This window comes from Microcystis aeruginosa NIES-2549, assembly GCF_000981785.2.
Taxonomy (GTDB): domain Bacteria; phylum Cyanobacteriota; class Cyanobacteriia; order Cyanobacteriales; family Microcystaceae; genus Microcystis; species Microcystis aeruginosa_C.
Map to the genome: position 1 here is coordinate 3,837,992 of NZ_CP011304.1, position 22,183 is coordinate 3,860,174.

Sequence of the window (22,183 nt, forward strand, 5' to 3'; positions counted from 1 at the left end):
TAGGGATTAGCTGAGACGAGAACGGAAATCCTCGATCGTCATTTTTAAACCCTGGCGTAGAGGAATAGTTGGACTCCAATCCAAATAGGTTTTAGCACGAGTGATATCCGGTTGTCGCTGCTTGGGATCATCTTCCGGCAGTGGTTTATAGACCAATTCGGCCTCGGGATTGATCATACCTTGGATCACTTGCGCTAATTCCAGAATTGTGTATTCGTCGGGATTGCCGAGATTAACCGGCCCGATAAAGTCCCCATTCATCAAACGCATTAACCCTTCCACCAGGTCAGAAACATAGCAAAAACTGCGGGTTTGGGAACCTTGACCATAAACCGTTAAGGGTTCACCGCGCAAAGCTTGTACCACGAAATTACTCACCACTCGACCATCGTTTTCCAGCATTCGCGGGCCGTAGGTGTTGAAAATCCGGGCCACCCGGATATCGACTTTATGCTCCCGATAATACTCAAAAGCCAGGGTTTCCGCCACCCTTTTACCTTCGTCATAACAGGAACGCGGTCCAATGCAGTTGACATTACCTCGATATTCTTCCGTTTGGGGATGCACATCAGGATCGCCATAGACTTCTGAGGTAGAAGCGAGCAAAAATCGCGCTTTTACCCTTTTAGCTAGGCCCAGCATATACATAGTCCCTAAAACATTGGTTTTAATCGTTTTGACGGGATTATATTGATAGTGGATCGGGGAAGCAGGACAGGCCAGGTGATAAATCTGATCGACTTCTAAACGGATCGGCTCGGTGATATCGTGACGAATTAGCTCAAAATAAGGATTTCCTAGCCATTTAACGATATTTCGGCGCGTCCCCGTGTAGAAGTTATCCAGACAGATCACTTCATGACCCTGTTCCATCAAGCGATCAATTAGATGGGAACCAATAAAACCCGCACCGCCTGTAACTAGGATTCTCATGTAATCGCAAAGTACTCATCTAAAATTATTATTAAAATACCCTTACGCTGGCTTTTTGGCAAATATTTTTTTTGACGGGGTGTTAAGTATCAGTGATCAGTTATCAGTTATCAGCGATCGCCGAGGCCTGGCTAATGGCTGAATAATGGCTCGGTAATCCTTAAAAAATGTAACAATTTTCGTAGTCATCCCTACAGAGTTCTATATTGTCCAATCTTGTAGGCGTAAATTAGGGATTTGAGAGAAATCACGATAATTGCGTGTTACTAAAATACTGTTTTCTGATAAACTAATCGCTGCAATTCTTAAATCTTGTGTTCCTATACGAATTTTTTGCTCCCGTAATTCTCTGAAATGATAATGAGCTTCTAAAGTATAGTTCAAAATTTTAAATTTGCTCAGATAATTAACTATATCTCTCAAACCTTGATAGCCTTTGATTAACTTTTCATATTGATTGCTTTGAGAGTATTTTCTGATCACGCTGAACCATCCTCTTACTTGTTCTTCTAAAGTAATAATTGTTATAGCCGTATCATCAGGATCGATAGACGCTACTCTCCGAACTAAGTTCGGATGTAGTTTTTGCAGTAGGGTTATATGATCGGTATCTAATATATATTGAGTCACGGTGTTTCAACTTGTTGACTGTCTTCTTGGTCAACTTTTTGACGATAGGTTTCCATACTCTCTATGACTTCATCTAAGAGGGGATTATAGGTTAGTGTAACTGGTATATTGACCAGTGGATGCTCTTGTTGTTGTTTTTTCTGCGCTAATTTTTCAAATAATTGGTTTTGTTCTTCTAAAGAAAGTTTATCGATAGATTCTATAATCTGGCTAAGAGAAAGATGAGGAGTCATAAATTACAAGCCTTTTTGACTAGATATTGATGCTAGTGTAGCATAATTCCCTTCGCTAACAGCTTTAAAACAGATCCTACAGTAATCCGCATTTTTCTGATAGTTCCCTAGTGGTACAAACAGGATGCCTGTAAATGACATTGATGCAATTGGTAGCACAGGCATCCGCCGCCTGTAAAGAGATAGAAAGATTTAAGGTTAGAACAAGGCCAGCATCTGTTATAGTCTAATACAGAAGAAACTACCTTGTCAAATTTAGGCAAATTCGGGCAAAATAGGGGATGTAAATTTTATACACTATTTAGTATTATTTTGATAGGACTAAAGAGGCTAGATTATGACCAGTGCCGGGCAAAATAAGTTATTTATCCTGATCGATGGGCATTCTTTGGCTTTTCGTGCCTATTATGCCTTTGCTAAGTCTCGTTCTGGTCCTCTGCGTACTTCTAGCGGCATTCCCACCAGTGTTTGTTTTGGGTTTTTAAATTCTCTGCTGCAGTTACTAGAAACTCAAAAACCCGCTTATTTAGCAGTTGCTTTTGATTTAGCAGTCCCTTCTTTTCGCCATGAAGCTGATGTTAATTATAAGGCTAATCGGCAAGAAACTCCCGAAGAATTTCGCCCCGATTTAACTAATCTGCAAAGTCTCTTGGCAGCGATGAATATTCCTATTGTTACTTCCCCGGGTTACGAAGCAGATGATGTTTTAGGAACTTTGGCAAAACAAGCCGGCGATAATGGTTATACGGTCAAGATTTTAACAGGCGATCGAGATTTATTCCAATTGGTAGATGAGGAGAAAAAAACCACAGTTCTCTATCTGGATATTAATGCAGTCAAAAATACATCGGGACAGGGTTATACAGAATTTAATTCCCAAGCTGTCACGGAAAAGTTAGGGGTAACACCAAAACAGGTAGTAGATTTTAAAGCTCTTTGCGGTGATAAGTCTGATAATATCCCCGGAGTGCGCGGAATTGGCGAAAAAACAGCGATAGATTTATTAAAAAAATACGATAACTTAGAGGATATATATACCAATCTGGAATCGATCAAGGGAATGGTAAAAACTAAATTATTAGAGGGAAAAACCGCAGCCGAAAGTTCTCGCTATTTAGCCAAAATTGCCCTTGATGCCACCGTTAGCCTCGAAGAAGAGAAATTTCGTCTCCGAGGTTTTGATCGGCGTTTAGTTAAACCTTTATTGGAAAAATTAGAGTTAAAGAAAATTCTCCAGAAACTCGATCAAATTCAACAGCATCTAGGTGGCACTCCTACCCTAGAATTAACTAGCGATGCTGATTATAATCAATTGTCTCTGTTTGATTTACCCCCTATTTCTCCACCAGTTCTAATTGCTCCCGACATTATTGATACTATTCCTAAGTTAGATGCTTTACTGGCAAAATTAACAACTTTCACTAATCGGCAATGTCCTGTCGCTTGGGATACCGAAACCACGGATTTAAATCCTCGTGTAGCCAAATTAGTTGGCATCGGTTGCTGTTGGGGAAAAGAATTAAATGCTATGGCCTATATTCCCATCGGCCACCAGAGCGGTGATAATTTAAATCTAGAGATAGTTCTCGAAAAATTACGCCCAATTTTAGCCAGTGATGATTATCCGAAAGTCTTCCAGAATGCGAAATTTGATATTGATGTTTTTTATCATCAAGGAATTACCGTTAAAGGTCTAGTTTTTGATACTATGGTGGCTAGTTATGTCCTCCATCCCGAACTAACTCATAATCTCGAAGATTTATGCGATCGCTATTTAACTGGTATCACTTCCCTTAGTTATAAAAGTCTCGGTATTCCTACGGGAAAAACCATAGCTGATTTAGATATTACCACTACTGCTACCTACTGCGGATTAGATGCCTACGCTACCTATTTACTTCGAGAAAAATTACAGGCAGAATTAACTAAAATTCCCCCTTTATATCAATTATTCTCTGAAATAGAATCTCCCTTAGTCATGGTGCTGTGGCAGATGGAAAATTATGGTATAAAAATTAATATCAATTATCTAAAAAACTTGTCCCAGCAACTAGAAAGAGACTTGGCAGACATAGAAAAAAAAGCTTACGAATCCATCGGAGAAACTTTTAATCTTGGCTCTCCTAAACAGTTAAGTGAAATCCTCTTTGATCGATTGGCACTCAATCGCAAAAAATCCAGAAAAACTAAAACAGGTTACTCTACTGATCAAAGTGTTTTAGAGAAACTACAAGGCGATCATCCCCTGATTGATTATATCCTTGAACATCGCACCTTATCCAAATTAAAATCCACCTATGTGGATGCTTTACCGAAATTAGCCGAACCAAAAACCGCAAGAGTACATACAGATTTTAATCAAACCATCACCAGCACCGGACGCTTATCATCCTCCAATCCTAACCTACAAAATATCCCTATTCGCAGTGAATTTTCCAGGCGAATTCGTCAAGCTTTTATCCCCGAAGATGGTTACTTATTGGTGTCAGCGGACTACTCACAAATCGAGTTAAGAATTCTCGCTCATCTCAGTCAAGAACCAGTTTTATTAGAAGCGTATCGTAGTAATCAAGATGTTCATAAAGTCACCGCTCAATTGCTCTTTGATAAAGGGGAAATTACCCCAGAAGAACGCAGTTTAGGAAAAACAATTAACTTCGGGGTTATTTATGGCATGGGAGCGCAAAAATTCGCCCGTGAATCGAAATTAACCGTAGAACAGGGCAGAAAATTTATTGAAAAATATCATCAACGTTATGCCCAAGTATTTGAGTATTTAGAGAATAGTAAAAAACAAGCGATCGCTCAGGGATATGTAGAAACAATTTTGGGCAGAAGACGTTATTTTAACTTCGATAATCCTCTCTTAAAAAGACTGCGAGGACTGTCCTTACATGACATCGATTTAGATAGCCTCAAACTCAACAACGAGGAAGCACAATTATTAAGATCGGCCGCTAATGCGCCCATTCAGGGTTCCAGTGCTGATATTATTAAAGTAGCGATGGTAAAACTGGCCGAGGTACTGCAAAATTATCGAGCGAGATTACTGCTGCAAGTCCATGATGAATTAGTCTTGGAAGTACCGAGGGAAGAATGGCCATCCCTAGAGTCAAAAATCAAGACGACTATGGAAGAAGCTGTCTCCTTGACGATCCCTCTCTTGGTAGAAATTAAAGCTGGTGACAATTGGATGGAAACCAAATAAAACTATGATCGAAAACAGACAATTTTTAACCCCAGAAGAATCCGCAGATGTGGACGCTGCCCTCTTGACTTTTCCCGAAAAATTCCTGACTCGTTTAACGATTTCTTCCCTACGCTTACTAAAAATAATCGCCGAAGATACGGGAGTAACCCTAGAAGAACTAACCCATAAACAGGTCATTCAATGGCTAGAAAAAGATAGTCAACTGCGTCGGGAACAGGGGATCGAAGCGGCAGTGCTGAAATGGTAAATAAACTCTTAAAAAATCAGCTACCCCTGACAATTTATGCTAGTTTTTAGCTATAAAGTTACTGGAGTTACAACAATGACAATTACCCTAAAAGTGCCTAGTATTGCCTGTGAAGGTTGCGCTAATACCATTACTAAAGCGATTAATAATCAGCAACCGGCAGCCCAAATATCGGTGGATGTAGCCAATAAAATCGTCACGGTAGAAACCACCGCATCCCGCGCAGAAATTGCCCAATGGATCAGCGAAGTCGGTCATACTGTTGAGTCTGGGAGTGAGAGTTGACATCCTCCCCCTTTAAAAATAGACCTCAATTGGGTGCTTATTGTTTAGAGATTGTCTATGAACAACCATCCTTATCAAGTCAAGAGGGAGAAAGATATGCTTTTATCGATTTAGGCTTAAATAACCTAGCTGCTGTTACCTCTAATATTCCCGAATTTCAGCCAACTTTAGTATGTGGAAAAGCCTTAAAATCCTGCCATCAAAAGTACAACAAGACACTAGCTAAACTCAAATCGGAATTACCCAGTCTCCAGAAGACCAGTAAAAGAATACAAGGTTTAACTTTAAAGCGTAATTGCCAGGTGGATTATTACCTCCACACCGCTAGTAAATATATTATTGATAAATTACTAGCTCATCAACTTAACCTTTTAGTTATTGGTCATAATCAAGGCTGGAAACAAAACATTAATATTGGAGATAGAAATAACCAGTCATTCGTAAATATTCCTCATTCAAGGTTTATCGAACAACTTATCTATAAAGCAAATTTAGTAGGAATAGAGGTCAAAACAACTAATGAAAGCTATACCTCTAAATGTAGTTTCTTGGACTTAGAGTCTATTCAAAAGCAAAAAAGCTATTTAGGCAAGAGAATTAAAAGAGGACTATTCAGAAGCTCGTCGGGTTATTTCTATGGAGCAGATATTAATGGTTCCTTAAATATTGGAAGAAAGGTAGTCGGAGAGGCCGCCTTTAGCGGGAATCCGATAGAGAGGTTCGTAGTTAACCCAGTACGGGTCAAAGCGTACAAAGCTAATTCTAGATGCAATATTTGCGTACAGAATTAGTAACTATGACCAGCTTAGTTGGGAAAAAAATCTCAATTACCATCAATGGTTGACCTAAGAAAATATTTCAGTCTCTCCGTCGGGAAATAACCTATTAGAGACTGAAAAATCTTAGTCATTCCATTCCCCTTTGGGGGGTACGGGAGGATTGCGTCGAAGATGGCGGGTTAAGTCCTCATCCGGTTGTCTCTCTCCTCTTAGCCACTGTTTAATCGCCGTTTCGATAATGCGACTAGGATCGTTAGTCAGGTGTTTAATCTGTTCTAAAACTTCCGAGTCAAGGTGAATAGCGATTTCAACTTTCTCCGCCGTGCGCTGAGTCGGTGTAGCATTGTCGTTCATAAGCTCTATTAATGATTGCTATCTATCATTCTACCCGTCAGTCGAGGATTCTCATCCAAGAGTTCATCCATGGTAATCCGATTTGGACAAATCTTACATCTTCTCCCTAGCCATTGCCCTTTCCCTGATTTTGTCCCCATACTCAAACTGACCATAGTTTCCTGTGGATGCCGAGAGGGGAAGCCAAAGCCGAAACCCTGACTATGCTTGCAGTTTACCTTTTTTTACCTTTTACTTTTCACTTTTGCTCCAGCCTTAGAGACTTTACCTTTACAATGAGTTAAGGAATCTAAAATTTTATAAACCCCTGACTTTTGCCAGCAGTGAACCACGATGACTGACGTTCCCGTTTCTCGCATTCGCAATTTTTCCATCATCGCTCATATCGATCATGGTAAATCAACTCTCGCCGATCGCCTCCTGCAAATTACAGGAACCGTAGCCCAACGGGAGATGAAAGAACAATTTCTCGATAATATGGACTTGGAACGGGAACGAGGTATCACCATCAAGTTACAAGCGGCACGCATGGATTATACCGCTAAGGATGGTCAAAAATACGTTCTCAATCTGATTGATACCCCCGGCCATGTGGATTTTTCCTACGAGGTTTCTCGGTCTCTAGCGGCGTGCGAGGGAGCTTTATTAGTTGTGGATGCGTCCCAAGGCGTGGAGGCGCAAACTTTAGCCAATGTTTACCTAGCACTGGAAAATAACCTCGAAATTATCCCAGTTTTAAATAAAATCGACCTACCTAGTGCCGAACCGGAACGAGTCGCGGCGGAAATCGAGGAAGTGGTGGGTTTAGACTGTAGTGAGGCGATTCGGGCCTCGGCTAAGGCTGGGATCGGTATTAATGATATTCTAGAGTCGATCGTCCAATTAGTTCCCCCTCCCCAAGATACCCTCGAAGAACCCTTCCGAGCTTTAATTTTTGATAGTTATTACGACGCTTATCGAGGGGTAATTGTCTATTTCCGCGTCATGGATGGTCGGGTGAAAAAGGGCGATAAAATTCGTTTTATGGCTTCTGGTAAAGAATTTGTTATCGATGAATTGGGAATTTTATCACCGCAACAGGTACAAGTAAATGAACTGCACGCGGGAGAGGTGGGTTATCTGGCAGCCGCGATTAAAACTGTCGCCGATGCCCGGGTGGGTGATACGATTACTCTAACCGCTAAACCGGCACAAGAGCCTTTACCCGGTTATACAGAAGCAAAACCGATGGTTTTCTGCGGATTATTCCCCACCGATGCCGATCAGTATGCCGATCTCAAAGATGCGCTGGAAAAGTTAAAATTAAACGATGCAGCTCTATCCTACGAACCGGAAACTTCTAGCGCCATGGGTTTTGGTTTCCGTTGCGGTTTCTTGGGACTGCTACACATGGAAATCGTCCAGGAAAGACTAGAAAGGGAATATAACTTAGATTTAATTACCACTGCTCCCTCGGTAGTTTATCAGGTCACTACCACCGATGGCGAAATTGTCGAAGTGGATAATCCTAGTTTGTTACCTTCCCCACAAAAACGGGAAAAAATTGAGGAACCTTATATCCAAGTGGAAATGATTACTCCCGAAACCTATGTAGGTGCTTTGATGGAATTATGTCAAAGTCGTCGGGGAGTTTTCAAGGATATGCGTTATTTTACTAAAACTCGCACCGCTTTGATTTATGAGTTACCTTTAGCGGAAGTGGTGACGGACTTTTTTGATCAATTAAAGTCTCGATCGCGCGGTTACGCTAGTATGGAATATCAATTAATTGGCTATCGGGAAAATGAGCTAGTTAAATTAGATATTATGGTCAATGGTGATCCCGTTGATGCTTTAGCGATGATCGTTCACCGGGATAAAGCTTATTATGTTGGTCGCGCTTTAACCGAAAAGTTAAAAGAATTGATTCCCCGGCATCAATTTAAGGTTCCCATTCAGGCTGCTATTGGTTCTAAAATTATCGCTAGTGAACATATTCCCGCTTTAAGAAAGGATGTCTTAGCTAAGTGTTATGGTGGTGATATTAGCCGCAAGAAAAAGCTGTTAGACAAGCAAGCAAAAGGGAAAAAACGGATGAAAGCGATCGGAACTGTTGATGTCCCGCAAGAGGCATTTATGGCAGTCCTAAAACTCGATCCTCAGTAAAATCTTGGGGTGAGAATTAACTCACCCTTTTTAGTTTTAGCAGTGGGGAATTATTATGAAACTTTTGAGATTATCCTATCAAGATTTATCCTCTGGATTAAGTATAGATTCTTGCGATTTTTTTCCAGATTTTAATTTATTAGTTGGTATCTCAGGTGCAGGAAAAACATCGATTTTAAAGTCCATTAGTAATTTAAAAAGAATCGCTAATGGTGCATCTATAAATGGAGTAAAATGGGATGTAGAATTTTTAACAACCGAGCATATTCGTTATCGTTGGTTGGGTGAATTTACTTCTGATAAAACCATAGTTAGTGAATATATTTATAGAGAGGATAGGGAAATAATTAAAATAGAAAACGATCAAACTTGGTTTAATGCTCAAAAAATCCCTAAATTATTACCTCGTTATAGTGTTGCACAACTATTAATTCCTGACCCTGATATTTATCCCGTTCGAGCAGAATTTAATCAAATTGACACATATTTTGATGAATATATTGTACAATTTTATCACAAGTATAATGGTAACTCCAGAAAAACAATCCTAAAAGTGCCGTCAGTCTCTTCAGTTAGCAGTTACCAGATAGAAGTTAAAAATTGGCAATTTACTTGATGTTATGGCTTCCTTACGCGATATTCTCAGTTACTATCGCAATTATCAAAAAGCCGCCTTTTTGAGCATTGCTGCCTCCAGTGTCTTTGAAATTATCGATCTGATGGTTCCCTACGCTGTCGGACAGATTCTTAATGTTCTTTCTCATCAACCTTTAGATGGATTCGTGCAATCTTTGGTCGATCGCACCATGATTTTAACTCCCTTTGCCTCAGAAAAGTGGGTTAGTTTGGCAGTATTATTAGGCTTAATTTTCCTAACCACGGTAATTAAAGCACCAATTCAGCCTTGGGTGGGTGTCTGGTTTCACTGGGAAATATCCTTAAGATCGCGAAGAGATCATCTCAGAAAAATTATTGCCAAAATCCTCACCTTACCCCTATCTTTTTACGATGAAAATAATCCGGGACGCATCGCTAACCGGATCGCCAAAGGGATAGAAAATCATACTTGGACTTATCCTGAAATAGCGGGAATGATGATCCCAAAATTGTTTAGAGTTTTGGGTATCTTTATTGTTATTTGGATAATTCAATGGCAAATCGCCCTTGCTTTTCTTATTTCTTTTGTATTAATTGTAGCTTTTATTTTGAGAGATTTAAAAGATTTAATGCAAAAAGAAAGGATTCTGGATCAGCACATCGAAAATACCCAAAGTCGCAATTCTGAGATTATTACTAATATCAAAACTGTCAAAGCTTTTGCCACAGAAGGACAGGAATTATATCGTCAAAAACAGCGTTTAGAGAGAGAATTTACCTACGTTATCCATCGCATTCATAAGGGTTATGTGGACTTAATTACTTGGGAAAAAACCCTCGTCCAAGCTAGTTTATTTGGAGTATTTTTCTTTACTCTCCTAGCCACCGTTCAACAGAAAATCTCGATCGGGCATTTTATCACCACCTATACCCTAGCTAGTATGGCCTATGCGGAATTAGATCCCCTATCCCAAATGGCAGAAACTTTCGCTCGTCGCTATGCTTCTATGGTCCGTTTACAGGAATTTATCAACTTACCCAGTGGCACTGATGCCGGTAGTCTTTTAGCCGATCATGCCCAACATAATCCCTATCATTTTACGGGGAAAGTAGAATTAAGTAATCTTAGCTTTGGCTATAGTCCAGAAAGAACCATTCTCAAGGATATTAATCTGCTGATTGAACCCTATCAAACCGTGGCATTAGTGGGAAAATCTGGTTCAGGCAAATCCACTTTAGTTAAGTTACTTTTCCGCTATTTTGAACCGAATCAAGGGCAAATTCTGATGGATGGCGAGGATATTCGTCGCTTAGATGTCACTTGGTATCGGCGACGGTTAGCGATTGTCCATCAAGAAGTAGATGTTTTTAATGGTACGGTGTTAGAAAATCTCACCTATGGTAATCCTAATATTAGCTTCGAGAAGGTAGCAGAAGCCTGTAAAATCGCCCGTGTCGATGAATTTATTCAGGAATTACCTAATGGTTATTCCACTATTGTAGGGGAAAGGGGCGTGCGTCTTTCGGGGGGACAAAGACAGCGTTTAGGAATTGCTAGGGCCTTAATTGTCGATCCGGATGTGTTAGTTTTTGATGAGGCCACTTCTAGCTTAGATTATGAGTCAGAAAGAGCCATTCAACTAGCCATGAAATCCATTTTAGGCACTCGCACCACAATTATTATCGCCCACCGTCTCAGTACCGTTCGAGAAGCGGATCAAATTGTCGTTTTGGATAATGGTCGCATTGTCGAGATCGGTAGCCATGACCAATTATTAAATCAGCAGGGAATCTATCAGCGTCTCCACTCTTTACAAGAAAGCGGCGAACTGGTTTAGTCTTAAAATAGTCCCCGATAGGGAACCGAGAAAATATATCTAATGGGAGTTGATACTATGTCTAACGAAACCGTTACCTATTCCCTAGAAGCTGTTTTGACTAGGATTGAGGGGAAAATTGACAATCTCCAAAAAGATGTTGACCAAAAATTTGAAACTCTCCAAAAGGATTTTAACCAAAAATTTGACAGTTTCCAAAAAGATGTTGACCAAAAATTTGACAAAATCGACGAACGGTTAAATAAACTAGAGGTAGGACAGGCAAAGTTAACCGAAAAGGTTGAGGGCATCGATAATCGCCTAAAATCAGTGGAAGGAACCCAAAAAAATCAGGTTTGGACATTGATTATTCTTTTGGCAAGTGCGATCGCTACTGCCGGTTGGAAAGTATTTTTTTCAGGTAATCCCTAGAATTAATCTGTGGCTATTATTCACGGTTTCAAGTTTTGTCATCCCAGAAAAACGCTCTTCTCAGACAACCTCAAACCGGTTTAGTCTTAAAATAGTCCCCGATAGGGAACCGAGAAAATATATCTAATGGGAGTTGATACTATGTCTAACGAAACCGTTACCTATTCCCTAGAAGCTGTTTTGACGAGGATTGAGGGGAAAATTGACAGTCTCCAAAAAGATGTTAACCAAAAATTTGACAAAATCGACGAACGGTTAAATAAGCTAGAGGTAGGACAGGCAAAGTTAACCGAAAAGGTTGAGGGCATCGATAATCGCCTAAAATCAGTGGAAGGAACCCAAAAAAATCAGGTTTGGACATTGATTATTCTTTTGGCAAGTGCGATCGCTACTGCCGGTTGGAAAGTATTTTTTTCAGGTAATCCCTAGAATTAACCCGTGGCTACCATTAGGTTAACTACTCTCCCACAAGCCTACTTTTTTCTTAGTACAAGTATTCTATATTTTGCGATCTCTGTTTTGGGTATCGTACCTATACCCTACTGAATTCTACCCATCAATCTACTTTTCGACTGCAAAAACAAAAATCAGTCCATATCTTGACTGCAAAAACGGTATATTAACTTTATATGGGATATTGACAAGCCTAAAAGCTTTCTTTAAACTAGATTCAGTGCATAAACAAAAATTCCGATAAGTACCTATTGCAGTAGGACTTCTCGGACGTTTGTATGTACTTAATTGTTTTTGGACATTTTTTCAAGGTTAATTATGACTCAGATCACATCGGCTGTCAATGACGACGGCTACCGTTCCAGTGCTGACCTCGTACACTGTCAAAGACAAGATGAAGCGCAGACTTTAGCTTTCGCTGATTCGGCCACATCAGGAGCGAGAGTTTTTATTTGTCATGTTTACGAACAGGGGGGAAGAACTCATCTAGTTTTTTCTCTACCTTGTAGTCTGCTGATTGAATTGGCAAAATTACAGAGTGCTGAAGCTAAAAAGAATAAGTCTAATGCGGATGAAGTCATGAACAGACCACTTATTCTCCAGCACGTTAACGAGATTGCAAAGTATTTGCAAGATACGGATCAGTATATTTTGCCCCCATTCATCTTTAACTCGAATACACCGATCAAAGTTTTTACCTATGGTGCAGGTCCAGTCAAATTCGGTTATGCTGTTATGCCAATAGATGTAGAACTTTATGTTACTGACGGTCAACATCGGTTAAAAGCGATCGAAAAAGTTTTACCTGAAAAACCTGACTTGCGTAACGACAGCGTAACTGTGCTGGTAGTTCAAGAAGCAGATATGGATCAAATTCATCAAGATTTTGCCGATTGTGCCAAAAATAAACCCATCCCTCCTGCTTTATTGGCTGCTTTCGACGTTACTGATCCTCTTGCTAAGTTGACTCGGACAATTACTAAAGATTTAGTCATTTTCAATGGACGGATTGATAAAATCTCTCGTACTATCGGAAAAGACGCCAAATATATGTTTACTATGAGTCAGTTAAGAATCGGTGTCGCTGAATTTCTTTTTGGTTCATCTCGAAAACCAGTTATAGAATCTCATTCTCGTCAAAGTAAGAGTGAATTTTTGCTGATGTTAGAGAGATTAAAGATTTTTTACACAGAATTCGCCAAAAACAATGATACTTGGCGACTTTTGCTACAACCCGCATCTCAAACGGTCAATCTCAACTTATACGATCTCAGACAACAGCGTGTGGATTTTAATACCGTTGGGTTTCAGGTACTTAGTCGAATTGGACATTTCATCTTTTTTGGACAAGAATTCACTGATTTACAGCGAGAAGCTCTAATTAAAGCACTTGCGGGTTTGGATTATACCCGTGACTCAGCTTTATGGCTAAATAGTATCGTGATTGATGATGCTGGTGCTAAAAAGATAGTTACACAGACAACAGCAGTCGATAAAGCGTTTAAAATCGCCAGAGATGCTGTACAAGAGAAAACTGGGATAGTTTTAATCTAGTTTCGAGTAGATTTAGAGCAATTCAGTCTTATATACCTTCTGAAATCACAAGCAGAGATCGAGCAGTTTTGCTTTATCTCTCTTTTCCTGTGACTATTGATAGGTTTTACTAATTAGACATACAGTATAGAGAGGAGAACTTTAAAAGCATATATGTAATGACCGCAATCCAAACCTCTCTACTACCGAATCGTACTATTGATGAGTTCGTAGAAGATATTAAACTACTGACTCAAGAAGTACAAAAGCTCTACTGTTTAGATGAGATTCCTTGGATTATTGGTGTTTCTTGGGGAAAAGATAGTTCAGCAGTTTTACAGTTAATCTGGAATGCGATCGCTGCTTTACCATTAGAGAAGCGACAAAAAACTATTCATGTGATCACCACCGACACAATGGTTGAAAATCCCATTGTCTCCGCATGGGTTAGAAAGTCGATGGAAAAGCTGGAAAAAGCTTCAGAAGCTCATAGAATGCCATTTAAATCACATTTACTCTATCCTGCTGTAGAAGATCGCTTTTGGAGTGGATTAATAGGTAAGGGTTATCCTGCTCCCCGTTTGAAATTTCGTTGGTGTACTGGAAGACTGAAAATTAACGCTTCTAATAACTTTATTCGTGAAGTCATCAGAAATTGTGGGGAAACAATATTAGTTTTGGGAATCCGCAAAACAGAAAGCTCTCGTCGTGCTAAGGTGATGGAAAAATTAGAAGCTAAAAGACTTCGTGAGCGTTTGAGTCCTAATGCAAATATGCCCAATTCTCTCGTTTATAGTCCGATCGAAGATTGGCGTACTGATGAAGTATGGATGTACTTAATGCAGTGGGAAAATCCCTGGGGAGGAGACAACAAAGAATTATTAGCAATGTATCGAGGAGCGACTGCGGATAATGAATGTCCCCTGGTGGTAGATACCTCCAGTCCTAGCTGTGGAAGTTCCCGTTTTGGTTGTTGGGTTTGTACTTTGGTAGATAAAGATACATCTCTGAGTATGATGGTTCAGAATGACCAAGAAAAGGAATGGTTACAACCACTCGTAGAACTTAGAAATGAATTAGACCTTTTGGATGATAGAGAGAGACGTGATTTCCGTCGTCTTGTTGGGAAAGTACAATTATTTGAAAGAAACTTAAATGGAGAAATATCGATCGAACCCATACCGGGACCCTATACTAAAAAATGGCGGGAATATTGGCTGAGAAGGGTATTAGAGGCCCAGGAGAGCGTGCGTACTAATGCCCCAGAGGATATGAAAGATATTACCCTAATTACCACGGAGGAACTCAGCGAAATTCGCCGGATTTGGAGGGAAGAAAAGCACGAATTTGATGACCAATTACCGAAGATTTATAAACAAGTGACTGGAGAAACTTTTCAAGACCCGCGACCTGGAGCGGATAATAATCTTTTGGGGAGTGAAGAATGGGATATCCTCGCGGATATCTGTGCCGAGGATTCCATGCACCTAGAATTATTGGCTAAACTTATCGATACGGAACGTCAATATTTTCTCAAAATCTCTCGCAAGGGTATTTACAAAGACCTAGAAAAATGCTTTGAGTCTAGTTCTCGTAGTAAAGAGGAAGCGATCGAAAATGCTCGTTATGTCTATGATCTAAAGAATGCCGCTCAAAGTGGCAATATTGCTCAGGTGAAAGAACAACTCAAGGAGAGTTTTAGTGAACCGGAAAAAGACCCGCAAAAACAGTTAACTTGGGCCAGTATGAAATTCCCTACAACCGATGAGGAGGAGGAATAACGGGTTTATGTAAACTGGCGATCGAGTGGACTACCAATAAAATTACCATTTCCCGATGACGAGATGAAACCCTACCAAAAAATTCCTATTCGTGAATGTGGGGAACCCCTAGTACCTATACCCGCAGATAAGTTTGTTATTCCTTCTCCCCATGCTTACGAGAAATTAGGGGCTAATTATCGGGGTAAATCTCCCTATTTTTTGCGACAAGGGGTGTTAAATGCCCTGATTGAGGCTCAAAACCGTCTGCAAGTCTATCAACCCGGTTGGCAAATTTTGATTTTTGATGCCTATCGACCGGTGGAAGTGCAACAATTTATGGTCGATTATACTTTTCAGACTCTCCTAGACACAAGAGGATTAGCCAAAGAGAAACTATCGGAGGCAGAAAGTCAAGCGATTTTAACAGAAGTTTACACTATTTGGGCAATTCCCAGCGATAATGCCGCCACCCCGCCTCCCCATAGTACCGGAGCGGCGATCGATATTACCCTAGTGGACGAGAAGGGACAAACCATCGACATGGGGGGAGAAATCGATGAGATCGGAGAGCGATCGCATCCCGATTATTATATCGCCGCAAAAAGCCCGCAAGAACAGAGTTATCATCAAAAACGAGTTTTATTGGCTAAAGTGATGGAGGAGGCGGGATTTAGCCGACATAAGGGGGAATGGTGGCATTTTTCCCTAGGGGATCAGATGTGGGCCTGGTCGCTCGATCGAGCCTACGCCATCTATGGCAGAGTGGAGGATTAAGTAGGGGTTGCTGAATAAATCTAAAAACCTCGTTGGATAATATCTTTAGGCTTTTTTGAGATCAAAAAGTGCCGGCCCTTGGAGTAATCGGGGGAAAAGGACTCTCTTATTCTTTGTGTGATAGGTTTAACTTAATTATAGAAGCGATCAATCTTTGTGTCCTTTGTGTCTTTGTGGTTCGTTCCACACCCCACACCCCACCAACAAACTTTTTCAGCAAACCCTAAGTAGATAGCTGTTGAGCGGTAAACTCAAAGCAGCTGGTCTAGATAAATACTGATATACTAACAAAAGAAGACTCAAAGCTTACACCGACTCCCGATCAACGATCGCCAAAATTTGCTCAACAAAAGCTTGGTGATCAACCACTGGTTTAGAAATATAACCATCGGCCCGACTCTGCTTGAGAAAATTCTCTCGATCGCCTTCCATAGCGTGAGCAGTGACGAGAATAACGGGTAAATCGGCGGTTTCGGGGTTAGCTTTGAGAATTTGGCTGATTTTAATGCCATCTACCGCTTTCCCTTCATAGACACTATGGGAGAGGGAGACATCCATTAAGATCACGTCCGCTTCCTTATCCCGAGCAATACGAAGCACTTCTTCCACATCTTCGGTCCCTTTGACCTCTAGACCACCTCGTTTGGTCAAAATTTTGGCAAAAACGCGAAAATTTATCGGGTCGTCTTCTACAATCAAAACAGTCGTCATAGGGAAGCTCAGGGATAAACAAGGTTAAAAAGGGCAAAATGCCTTATGATTCACAGCTAGACAGATTAAAAACGAGAGACTCATGGCCAAACAACTGGATTTCTTAGCTAGTGGTCAAATTATACCCACGGCTTTACACCAAGAGATGGAACGCTCCTATCTAGAATATGCCATGAGTGTGATCGTGGGGCGAGCCTTGCCGGATGTACGCGATGGCTTAAAACCAGTACATCGTCGCATATTATACGCTATGCACGAACTGGGTTTAACTCCCGATCGCCCTTTTCGCAAATGCGCGCGGGTGGTGGGGGATGTGTTGGGTAAATATCATCCCCACGGCGATCAGTCAGTGTACGAGGCACTGGTTCGTATGGTACAGGATTTTTCCAGTCGTTACCCACTTTTATCGGGCCATGGTAACTTTGGTTCGATCGATAACGACCCCCCGGCGGCCATGCGTTACACAGAAACCCGTTTGGCCGGCATCGGCGATCAGGCGGTTTTAGGGGGAATTAGCGAAGCTATCGTTAATTTCAACAGTAATTTTGATAATTCTCAACAGGAACCCGTTGTTTTACCCGCTCAGTTACCGATACTCATTCTTAATGGTTGTTCTGGTATTGCGGTGGGGATGGCGACTAATATTCCTCCCCATAATTTAGGGGAAGTGGTGGAAGGTTTAATCGCTTTGATTGATAATCCCGATTTAAGCGAGGAAAAGTTAGTAGAAATTATCCCCGGGCCCGATTTTCCCACGGGAGGCGAGATACTAGATGATACCGGTATTCGCGAGGCTTATCGCACTGGTAGGGGGATTATTCCCGTGCGCGGAGTGGCGAAAACTGAAACAATTATCATTGAGGGCAAGCGCCGAAGGGAAAGGACGGCAATTGTGGTTACTGAGTTGCCTTTTCAGGTGAATAAGGCGGCATGGATTGAAAAAATCGCCGAATTAGTCAATTTAGGGAAATTGGAGGGAATTGCCGATATCCGCGATGAAAGCAATCGCGAAGGCATTCGGGTGGTGATTGAATTAAAGCGGGAAAGTCAACCGCAGCAGGTTTTGGCGGCTTTATACCAACAAACGGCCCTACAGACTAATTTCGGGGCAATTATCCTCGCTTTGGTCGATAATCAACCCCGGCAGTTATCGTTAAAACAAGTTTTACAGGAATTCTTGCGCTTTCGAGAAACGACTCTCACCCGTCAGTATGGCGATGAGTTGCAACAGGCCAGCGATCGCTTACACCTAGTGGAGGGTTTATTATTAGCTTTGCAGAATATCGATCGAGTGGTGGATATTCTCAAAAATGCTCCCGATGGGACGACGGCTAAGTATCGTTTTCAGGCAGAATTAGGCATTAGTGACCCTCAAGCTGATTCTATCTTGGCTATGCCCCTACGTCGTTTAACCGGTTTGGAAAGACAAAAGTTAGAGACGGAAGCGACGGAATTACAAACAAAAATTCAACAGTTAGAAACCCTCCTCCATAACCGTCAGGAGTTTCTCAAGTCTCTGAAAAAAGAATTGCGCTCTTTAAAGAAAAAATTCGCCGATAGCAGACGGACAAAAATTCGCACAGGGAAGTCGGGGGACAGGAGACAGGAGACAGGAGACGGGAAGCAGCAGGCAGCAGGGAAGAAACAGGAGACAGTCCCGATGAAAAAATTTTCACCCCCACAGATGAAAGAGGTTTCTTTCCCCACACCCCACACCCCACACCCCACACCCTCTTTGAAGGCAGAAGTTAAAAAACAGGAGAATAAAGTTAAGAAAAAGCCTGAGAGTGAGAATGCACCGAGTTTAAGCCTATTTACGCCCCAAGAACCCCCAGAAAATGCAATTTTATTGCTTGATGCCGAAGATAAAATTAGTTGGACGACACCAGAAGAGCGAGCGCCGGACCAGGGTTTAATTATCTATCAACAGGCGATCGAAAAACGGGAAAATTTCCTAGTTATCCTCGATAATGCTAAAGCTTACCCGATTGCTACCCGGGAAGTCCCCCCGCAAGCGAATCAACCAGTGTTAATCTCCAGTCTGCTGACCAAAACCGCCCAAAAAGAGTCAGAAGCCGTGTTAAATCAATTTTTCTTGACGGAACCTCAAAAAACTCAAGAATTGCTTTTACTGAGTCAACAAGGGCGAATAAAGCGGCTTCCCATCGATGAATTAGAGGGGGTTGGTAGTCGGGGTTTGTCCCTGATGAAATTGAAAGAAGACGATCGCCTATATGGTGCTATTTTTACTCACGAGGGCCTGGACTTAGCGATCGCCACCAGTAGCGGTCGAGTGTTACGTTATCCCGTGCGCGAGGAATTATTGCCAATGATGAGTAAATCCGCTCAGGGTTTGGCAATTTTGCGATTGCGCTACGGGGAACATCTAGCCGGCTGTGTTTCTCTCCCCCATCGGGAAAATCTGCTCCTGATTTCGGGATTGGGTTACGCGAAAAGACTGGCGATCGAGAATTTACGTTTATCACAATTAGGCGATCTTGGTTCACCCGCTTTACAATTCGTCAACAAACAGGATAGTTTAGCGGCTATGGTAGCGGCGCGGCCGGGGAGTATAGTGTTATTAAGTACCAATCAGAATCGAAAACTACCCTTAGAGGTAGAAACTGTGACGGTTACGGGTAAAGACGGGACAGGTTCACAATTAGTGAAACTCAACCCCACAGAAAAAATTATCAAAGCACAATTGTTACAGGACACCTCGAATAGGGGATTTTGTTAACAAAGTGTTGGTCGAGGAAATCTCCTAGATATACAGTGGTGAAGAGGGAATAATTTTAAATAACTAACAAGGCTCTCCGTCACTCAAAATTTGATTTTTCGAGCTGTCTTAGAAATAACGCCCTGGTTATTGAGTAAAATTAAACTTTTTCTGCCCATCAACTTAAAAACTTGCGTTTTTTGGATCATCTTAGCATAGAGGAAGGAGTAGTATGAGTTAAAGCAAAGTTGATTTGTTAATTTTGTCTATCAGTGTAATCTGGGTTAAATCTCTCACTTTTTTCCCTGATCAATTACTAAGAGGCAAGATTAGACGGACTTAAGTTACATATCTTGATAATTCAAAAAACTCTCAACCGCTTATTCCTCCTGCCTCCTGCCTTGCTAAAACGCATCTAAGATGCGTTTTAGCTTACCCCGATCAATTGGACTTATTGATAAAATCTTCGCACTAATTGAGAATAACCCAAGATTTCATGAGGGTTTCGGGCTGTGCAATACTGAAGTAAATCTATTTTTTGAGCTACCCTACACCGTCTCTAAGTCAATGGCGAAAAAACCGAAAAATGTTGCGCGTAAACACCGGCATTGGCAAAGATGGTTAAAACTAACTCTGGTGGCAGTTTTTGGGTTTATTATCCTTAATTTAGCGACTAATTTAGCCATCTGCTGGTCAATTAATCAACAAAAACCCGTTGAGGCCATCTTAGTTTTGGGGGGCAGCATTCGTCGGGAAATTTATGTAGCCAATCTAGCCCAGCAATACCCCGATATACCGATTTTAATTTCCCAAGGCTCGGAAGATCCCTGTATTTTATTACTATTTGAACGGGCAAAAGCACCAAAAACTAACGTCTGGTTAGAAAAGTGTGCTGATTCTACCTTCGGCAATTTTTTCTTTGCTGTGCCAATTTTAAAACAATGGGGAGTACATAAAGTAAAAGTTGTCACCTCTCCTACTCATTTACCCCGCGCTAAATGGTTAGCAGAAATTCACTTGCAATCCCACGGTATAGCAGTAGAAATAGATGCAGTCCGAGAAATTGGTATCCCGGGTAATAACGAATCAAAGCTAAAAACTGGGTTGGATGTGACTAGAAGTATAATTTGGGCTTTTGTCGGACAATTAATCTCTCCCCCCTGTTGGCAAGTCATCCCCTTAAATTCCGTTGATTTAGAAGCTTGGCGCGATGAAGGTTTTAAATGTGAATATCAAGGTAAGATCAGGTAAACAATCCTCTCCCAGTTAGTTTTTTAGCGGCTGTATCCCATTTTTGTAAATCTACTAACTTGGGGTTTTTAAAGGCAAACTCTCTCTTCCCACTTTCCTATACCTTTTAAACAGGATTGAGTATCAGAGGCCCTATCGGGTATTTGCGATCGCATCTAGAGCCAAATTCAGTTTCAGCACGTTAACCCCCGGTTCGCCGAAGATGCCGAGAAAGCGATCATCGGTGTTTTTGGTAACGAGGATCTCCACTTGATTCGTCGGTAATCCCCGCACCCGCGCCACCCGCTCGATCTGCGCTCTGGCGGCCTCTGGGGTGATATGGGGATCGAGACTCGATCCAGAGGTGTACACCAGATCCGCGGTGGGTTTAATTGCCGCTTTCTCTAATCGGGGAATCTCCCCCTCTACAGCTTTCGCTGGATCGGGATTGGGTTTTCCTTTAATGCGATCGATCAATGCGGGGTTACTGGGAGCTAGGTTACTCGCACCCGAAATTCCGGTTTGCAGGACTTTGTTAGGATCGTTTTTCGGATCGGCCGTACTGTAGGCGGTGGTACTCGGACGACTATTGAAATAGCGATCGCTGGTGAAAGGTTGCCCAATTAGAGCCGAACCCACCACTTGACCTTGATTATTAGTGATCAAACTCCCGTTCGCTTGCCAGGGAAAAAGAATTTGACCGACGGCGATCATCGAGAAAGGATAGATCAGCGCGGTAATTACCCAGAGAACTAGGGTAGAACGGATGGCTCTACCGGCATCGCGTGCAAAACTCATAATTAGGGTTTACTGAAAAAGTTTGTTGGTGGAGTTAGGAGTCAGGAGCCAGTAGTCAGGAGTCAGGAGAATTAGGAATAAACCACAATCAATGAAAGAGTCTATTTAGAGATTTTCTGGCTCTTCTAGGTTCTGTGTGATAAGTTTAACTTACAATATGATCGATCGATCTTTGTGTCCTTTGTGTCTTTGTGGTTCGTTCCACCCCCTCGCTAGGGGCAATGTATCTTAGAATACATTTTACCCACCAAATCCAAGAGAGCCATTTTCTGCTTTTTCCCATTTTTGAACTCTCAAAAATTAATTGTGCCAGAAATCTCTTAAAACCTCTCCGGGACAAAGATGACAAGGAATAGGTAGATAAATAAAGCAAAGGCGACTAATCCTAAAAGGGTTAATGCGGAGGCTTGCCCCCTATTTATAGCACTTCCCGTAGAAGCTTGAACGATGGAGGAGAAAAGAATTGTTAGACAGAAATTTAAGAAAATATACCAGAAAAATCGGTATTTTCTAGGGGATGCTTTCATAAGAATTAGAGT

Annotated in this window: 20 protein-coding genes and 1 pseudogene; 14 read left to right on the plus strand and 7 right to left on the minus strand. The window is 41.4% G+C overall.

The features are described from left to right. Nucleotides 1-6: 6 nt before the first annotated feature. From myaer_RS18855 to myaer_RS18865, 3 genes are all read right to left on the minus strand, one after another. Complete coding sequence (locus myaer_RS18855; RefSeq protein ID WP_046663213.1) at nucleotides 7-933, minus strand: UDP-glucuronic acid decarboxylase family protein; 927 nt, start codon at nucleotides 931-933, stop codon at nucleotides 7-9. 201 nt (nucleotides 934-1,134) lie between these two features. Beyond that, nucleotides 1,135-1,563, minus strand: coding sequence for a type II toxin-antitoxin system VapC family toxin (locus myaer_RS18860; RefSeq protein WP_002781451.1), 429 nt, complete (start codon nucleotides 1,561-1,563; stop codon nucleotides 1,135-1,137). Further along, nucleotides 1,560-1,796, minus strand: coding sequence for a hypothetical protein (locus tag myaer_RS18865; protein ID WP_046663214.1), 237 nt, complete (start codon nucleotides 1,794-1,796; stop codon nucleotides 1,560-1,562). The genes myaer_RS18860 and myaer_RS18865 overlap by 4 nt, the downstream gene beginning before the upstream one ends. Nucleotides 1,797-2,133: 337 nt before the next feature. On the opposite strand from myaer_RS18865, the gene polA reads away from it, so the two are divergent. The 4 genes and pseudogenes from polA to myaer_RS18885 all read left to right on the plus strand — a co-directional run. After that, nucleotides 2,134-5,004 (plus strand): DNA polymerase I, encoded by a 2,871-nt coding sequence (gene polA, locus myaer_RS18870; RefSeq protein ID WP_046663215.1) that lies wholly within the window; start codon nucleotides 2,134-2,136, stop codon nucleotides 5,002-5,004. A gap of 4 nt (nucleotides 5,005-5,008) precedes the next feature. Then, on the plus strand, nucleotides 5,009-5,254 hold the full coding sequence (locus tag myaer_RS18875; protein WP_046663216.1) for a hypothetical protein: 246 nt from the start codon (nucleotides 5,009-5,011) through the stop codon (nucleotides 5,252-5,254). A 36-nt stretch (nucleotides 5,255-5,290) separates the two neighbouring features. Next, nucleotides 5,291-5,539, plus strand: coding sequence for a heavy-metal-associated domain-containing protein (locus tag myaer_RS18880; protein ID WP_080949784.1), 249 nt, complete (start codon nucleotides 5,291-5,293; stop codon nucleotides 5,537-5,539). Between the two features lie 23 nt (nucleotides 5,540-5,562). After that, nucleotides 5,563-6,330 (plus strand): annotated as a pseudogene (locus myaer_RS18885) (RNA-guided endonuclease InsQ/TnpB family protein); the annotation flags it as partial. A gap of 111 nt (nucleotides 6,331-6,441) precedes the next feature. Here myaer_RS18885 and myaer_RS18890 read toward each other — a convergent pair. Beyond that, entirely contained in the window at nucleotides 6,442-6,672 is a 231-nt protein-coding gene (locus myaer_RS18890) for a type II toxin-antitoxin system CcdA family antitoxin (RefSeq protein ID WP_046663217.1), read from the minus strand. A gap of 333 nt (nucleotides 6,673-7,005) precedes the next feature. Between myaer_RS18890 and lepA the strand changes: the two genes are divergently transcribed. From lepA to myaer_RS18930, 8 genes are all read left to right on the plus strand, one after another. Next, nucleotides 7,006-8,817, plus strand: a complete 1,812-nt coding sequence (lepA, locus tag myaer_RS18895) for a translation elongation factor 4 (protein ID WP_002762209.1) — start codon at nucleotides 7,006-7,008, stop codon at nucleotides 8,815-8,817. A gap of 55 nt (nucleotides 8,818-8,872) precedes the next feature. Further along, entirely contained in the window at nucleotides 8,873-9,433 is a 561-nt protein-coding gene (locus myaer_RS22170) for a hypothetical protein (protein ID WP_235614771.1), read from the plus strand. A gap of 4 nt (nucleotides 9,434-9,437) precedes the next feature. Next, nucleotides 9,438-11,252 carry an ABC transporter ATP-binding protein gene (locus myaer_RS18905; protein WP_046663218.1) on the plus strand — a complete coding sequence of 605 codons (1,815 nt, stop codon included), beginning with the start codon at nucleotides 9,438-9,440 and terminating at the stop codon, nucleotides 11,250-11,252. A 57-nt stretch (nucleotides 11,253-11,309) separates the two neighbouring features. Then, nucleotides 11,310-11,663: a DUF4164 family protein gene (locus tag myaer_RS18910; protein WP_046663851.1), complete on the plus strand. Its 354-nt coding sequence runs from the start codon at nucleotides 11,310-11,312 to the stop codon at nucleotides 11,661-11,663. A gap of 141 nt (nucleotides 11,664-11,804) precedes the next feature. Next, on the plus strand, nucleotides 11,805-12,092 hold the full coding sequence (locus myaer_RS18915) for a DUF4164 family protein (RefSeq protein WP_046663852.1): 288 nt from the start codon (nucleotides 11,805-11,807) through the stop codon (nucleotides 12,090-12,092). A gap of 342 nt (nucleotides 12,093-12,434) precedes the next feature. Next, a complete protein-coding gene (locus tag myaer_RS18920; RefSeq protein WP_046663219.1) occupies nucleotides 12,435-13,670 on the plus strand; it encodes a DNA sulfur modification protein DndB in 1,236 nt (411 codons plus the stop codon). A 158-nt stretch (nucleotides 13,671-13,828) separates the two neighbouring features. After that, complete coding sequence (gene dndC, locus myaer_RS18925) at nucleotides 13,829-15,430, plus strand: DNA phosphorothioation system sulfurtransferase DndC (protein WP_046663220.1); 1,602 nt, start codon at nucleotides 13,829-13,831, stop codon at nucleotides 15,428-15,430. A 63-nt stretch (nucleotides 15,431-15,493) separates the two neighbouring features. Continuing rightward, nucleotides 15,494-16,186: a M15 family metallopeptidase gene (locus myaer_RS18930; protein WP_046663221.1), complete on the plus strand. Its 693-nt coding sequence runs from the start codon at nucleotides 15,494-15,496 to the stop codon at nucleotides 16,184-16,186. Nucleotides 16,187-16,492: 306 nt separating this feature from the next. Here the strand turns inward: myaer_RS18930 and myaer_RS18935 are convergent, their stop codons facing one another. Beyond that, nucleotides 16,493-16,897 (minus strand): response regulator, encoded by a 405-nt coding sequence (locus myaer_RS18935; RefSeq protein WP_046663222.1) that lies wholly within the window; start codon nucleotides 16,895-16,897, stop codon nucleotides 16,493-16,495. A gap of 82 nt (nucleotides 16,898-16,979) precedes the next feature. On the opposite strand from myaer_RS18935, the gene myaer_RS18940 reads away from it, so the two are divergent. Together myaer_RS18940 and myaer_RS18945 are read left to right on the plus strand one after the other, a co-directional pair. Next, a complete protein-coding gene (locus myaer_RS18940) occupies nucleotides 16,980-19,637 on the plus strand; it encodes a DNA gyrase/topoisomerase IV subunit A (RefSeq protein WP_046663223.1) in 2,658 nt (885 codons plus the stop codon). A gap of 546 nt (nucleotides 19,638-20,183) precedes the next feature. Then, nucleotides 20,184-20,867, plus strand: a complete 684-nt coding sequence (locus tag myaer_RS18945; RefSeq protein ID WP_046663853.1) for a YdcF family protein — start codon at nucleotides 20,184-20,186, stop codon at nucleotides 20,865-20,867. Nucleotides 20,868-20,999: 132 nt separating this feature from the next. On the opposite strand, the gene kdpC is transcribed toward myaer_RS18945, so the two are convergent. Beyond that, nucleotides 21,000-21,644 (minus strand): K(+)-transporting ATPase subunit C, encoded by a 645-nt coding sequence (kdpC, locus tag myaer_RS18950; protein ID WP_046663224.1) that lies wholly within the window; start codon nucleotides 21,642-21,644, stop codon nucleotides 21,000-21,002. A gap of 320 nt (nucleotides 21,645-21,964) precedes the next feature. Further along, a complete protein-coding gene (locus tag myaer_RS18955; protein WP_071846498.1) occupies nucleotides 21,965-22,171 on the minus strand; it encodes a potassium-transporting ATPase subunit F in 207 nt (68 codons plus the stop codon). Nucleotides 22,172-22,183 lie beyond the last annotated feature (12 nt).

Coding starts and splice junctions, on each gene's coding strand:
- myaer_RS18855 (WP_046663213.1), bottom strand. CDS start 933: ATGAGAATCCTAGTTACAGGCGGTGCGGGTTTTATTGGTTCCCATCTA.
- myaer_RS18865 (WP_046663214.1), bottom strand. CDS start 1,796: ATGACTCCTCATCTTTCTCTTAGCCAGATTATAGAATCTATCGATAAA.
- polA (WP_046663215.1), top strand. CDS start 2,134: ATGACCAGTGCCGGGCAAAATAAGTTATTTATCCTGATCGATGGGCAT.
- myaer_RS18875 (WP_046663216.1), top strand. CDS start 5,009: ATGATCGAAAACAGACAATTTTTAACCCCAGAAGAATCCGCAGATGTG.
- myaer_RS18880 (WP_080949784.1), top strand. CDS start 5,291: ATGCTAGTTTTTAGCTATAAAGTTACTGGAGTTACAACAATGACAATT.
- myaer_RS18890 (WP_046663217.1), bottom strand. CDS start 6,672: ATGAACGACAATGCTACACCGACTCAGCGCACGGCGGAGAAAGTTGAA.
- lepA (WP_002762209.1), top strand. CDS start 7,006: ATGACTGACGTTCCCGTTTCTCGCATTCGCAATTTTTCCATCATCGCT.
- myaer_RS22170 (WP_235614771.1), top strand. CDS start 8,873: ATGAAACTTTTGAGATTATCCTATCAAGATTTATCCTCTGGATTAAGT.
- myaer_RS18905 (WP_046663218.1), top strand. CDS start 9,438: ATGGCTTCCTTACGCGATATTCTCAGTTACTATCGCAATTATCAAAAA.
- myaer_RS18910 (WP_046663851.1), top strand. CDS start 11,310: ATGTCTAACGAAACCGTTACCTATTCCCTAGAAGCTGTTTTGACTAGG.
- myaer_RS18915 (WP_046663852.1), top strand. CDS start 11,805: ATGTCTAACGAAACCGTTACCTATTCCCTAGAAGCTGTTTTGACGAGG.
- myaer_RS18920 (WP_046663219.1), top strand. CDS start 12,435: ATGACTCAGATCACATCGGCTGTCAATGACGACGGCTACCGTTCCAGT.
- dndC (WP_046663220.1), top strand. CDS start 13,829: ATGACCGCAATCCAAACCTCTCTACTACCGAATCGTACTATTGATGAG.
- myaer_RS18930 (WP_046663221.1), top strand. CDS start 15,494: ATGAAACCCTACCAAAAAATTCCTATTCGTGAATGTGGGGAACCCCTA.
- myaer_RS18935 (WP_046663222.1), bottom strand. CDS start 16,897: ATGACGACTGTTTTGATTGTAGAAGACGACCCGATAAATTTTCGCGTT.
- myaer_RS18940 (WP_046663223.1), top strand. CDS start 16,980: ATGGCCAAACAACTGGATTTCTTAGCTAGTGGTCAAATTATACCCACG.
- myaer_RS18945 (WP_046663853.1), top strand. CDS start 20,184: ATGGCGAAAAAACCGAAAAATGTTGCGCGTAAACACCGGCATTGGCAA.
- kdpC (WP_046663224.1), bottom strand. CDS start 21,644: ATGAGTTTTGCACGCGATGCCGGTAGAGCCATCCGTTCTACCCTAGTT.
- myaer_RS18955 (WP_071846498.1), bottom strand. CDS start 22,171: ATGAAAGCATCCCCTAGAAAATACCGATTTTTCTGGTATATTTTCTTA.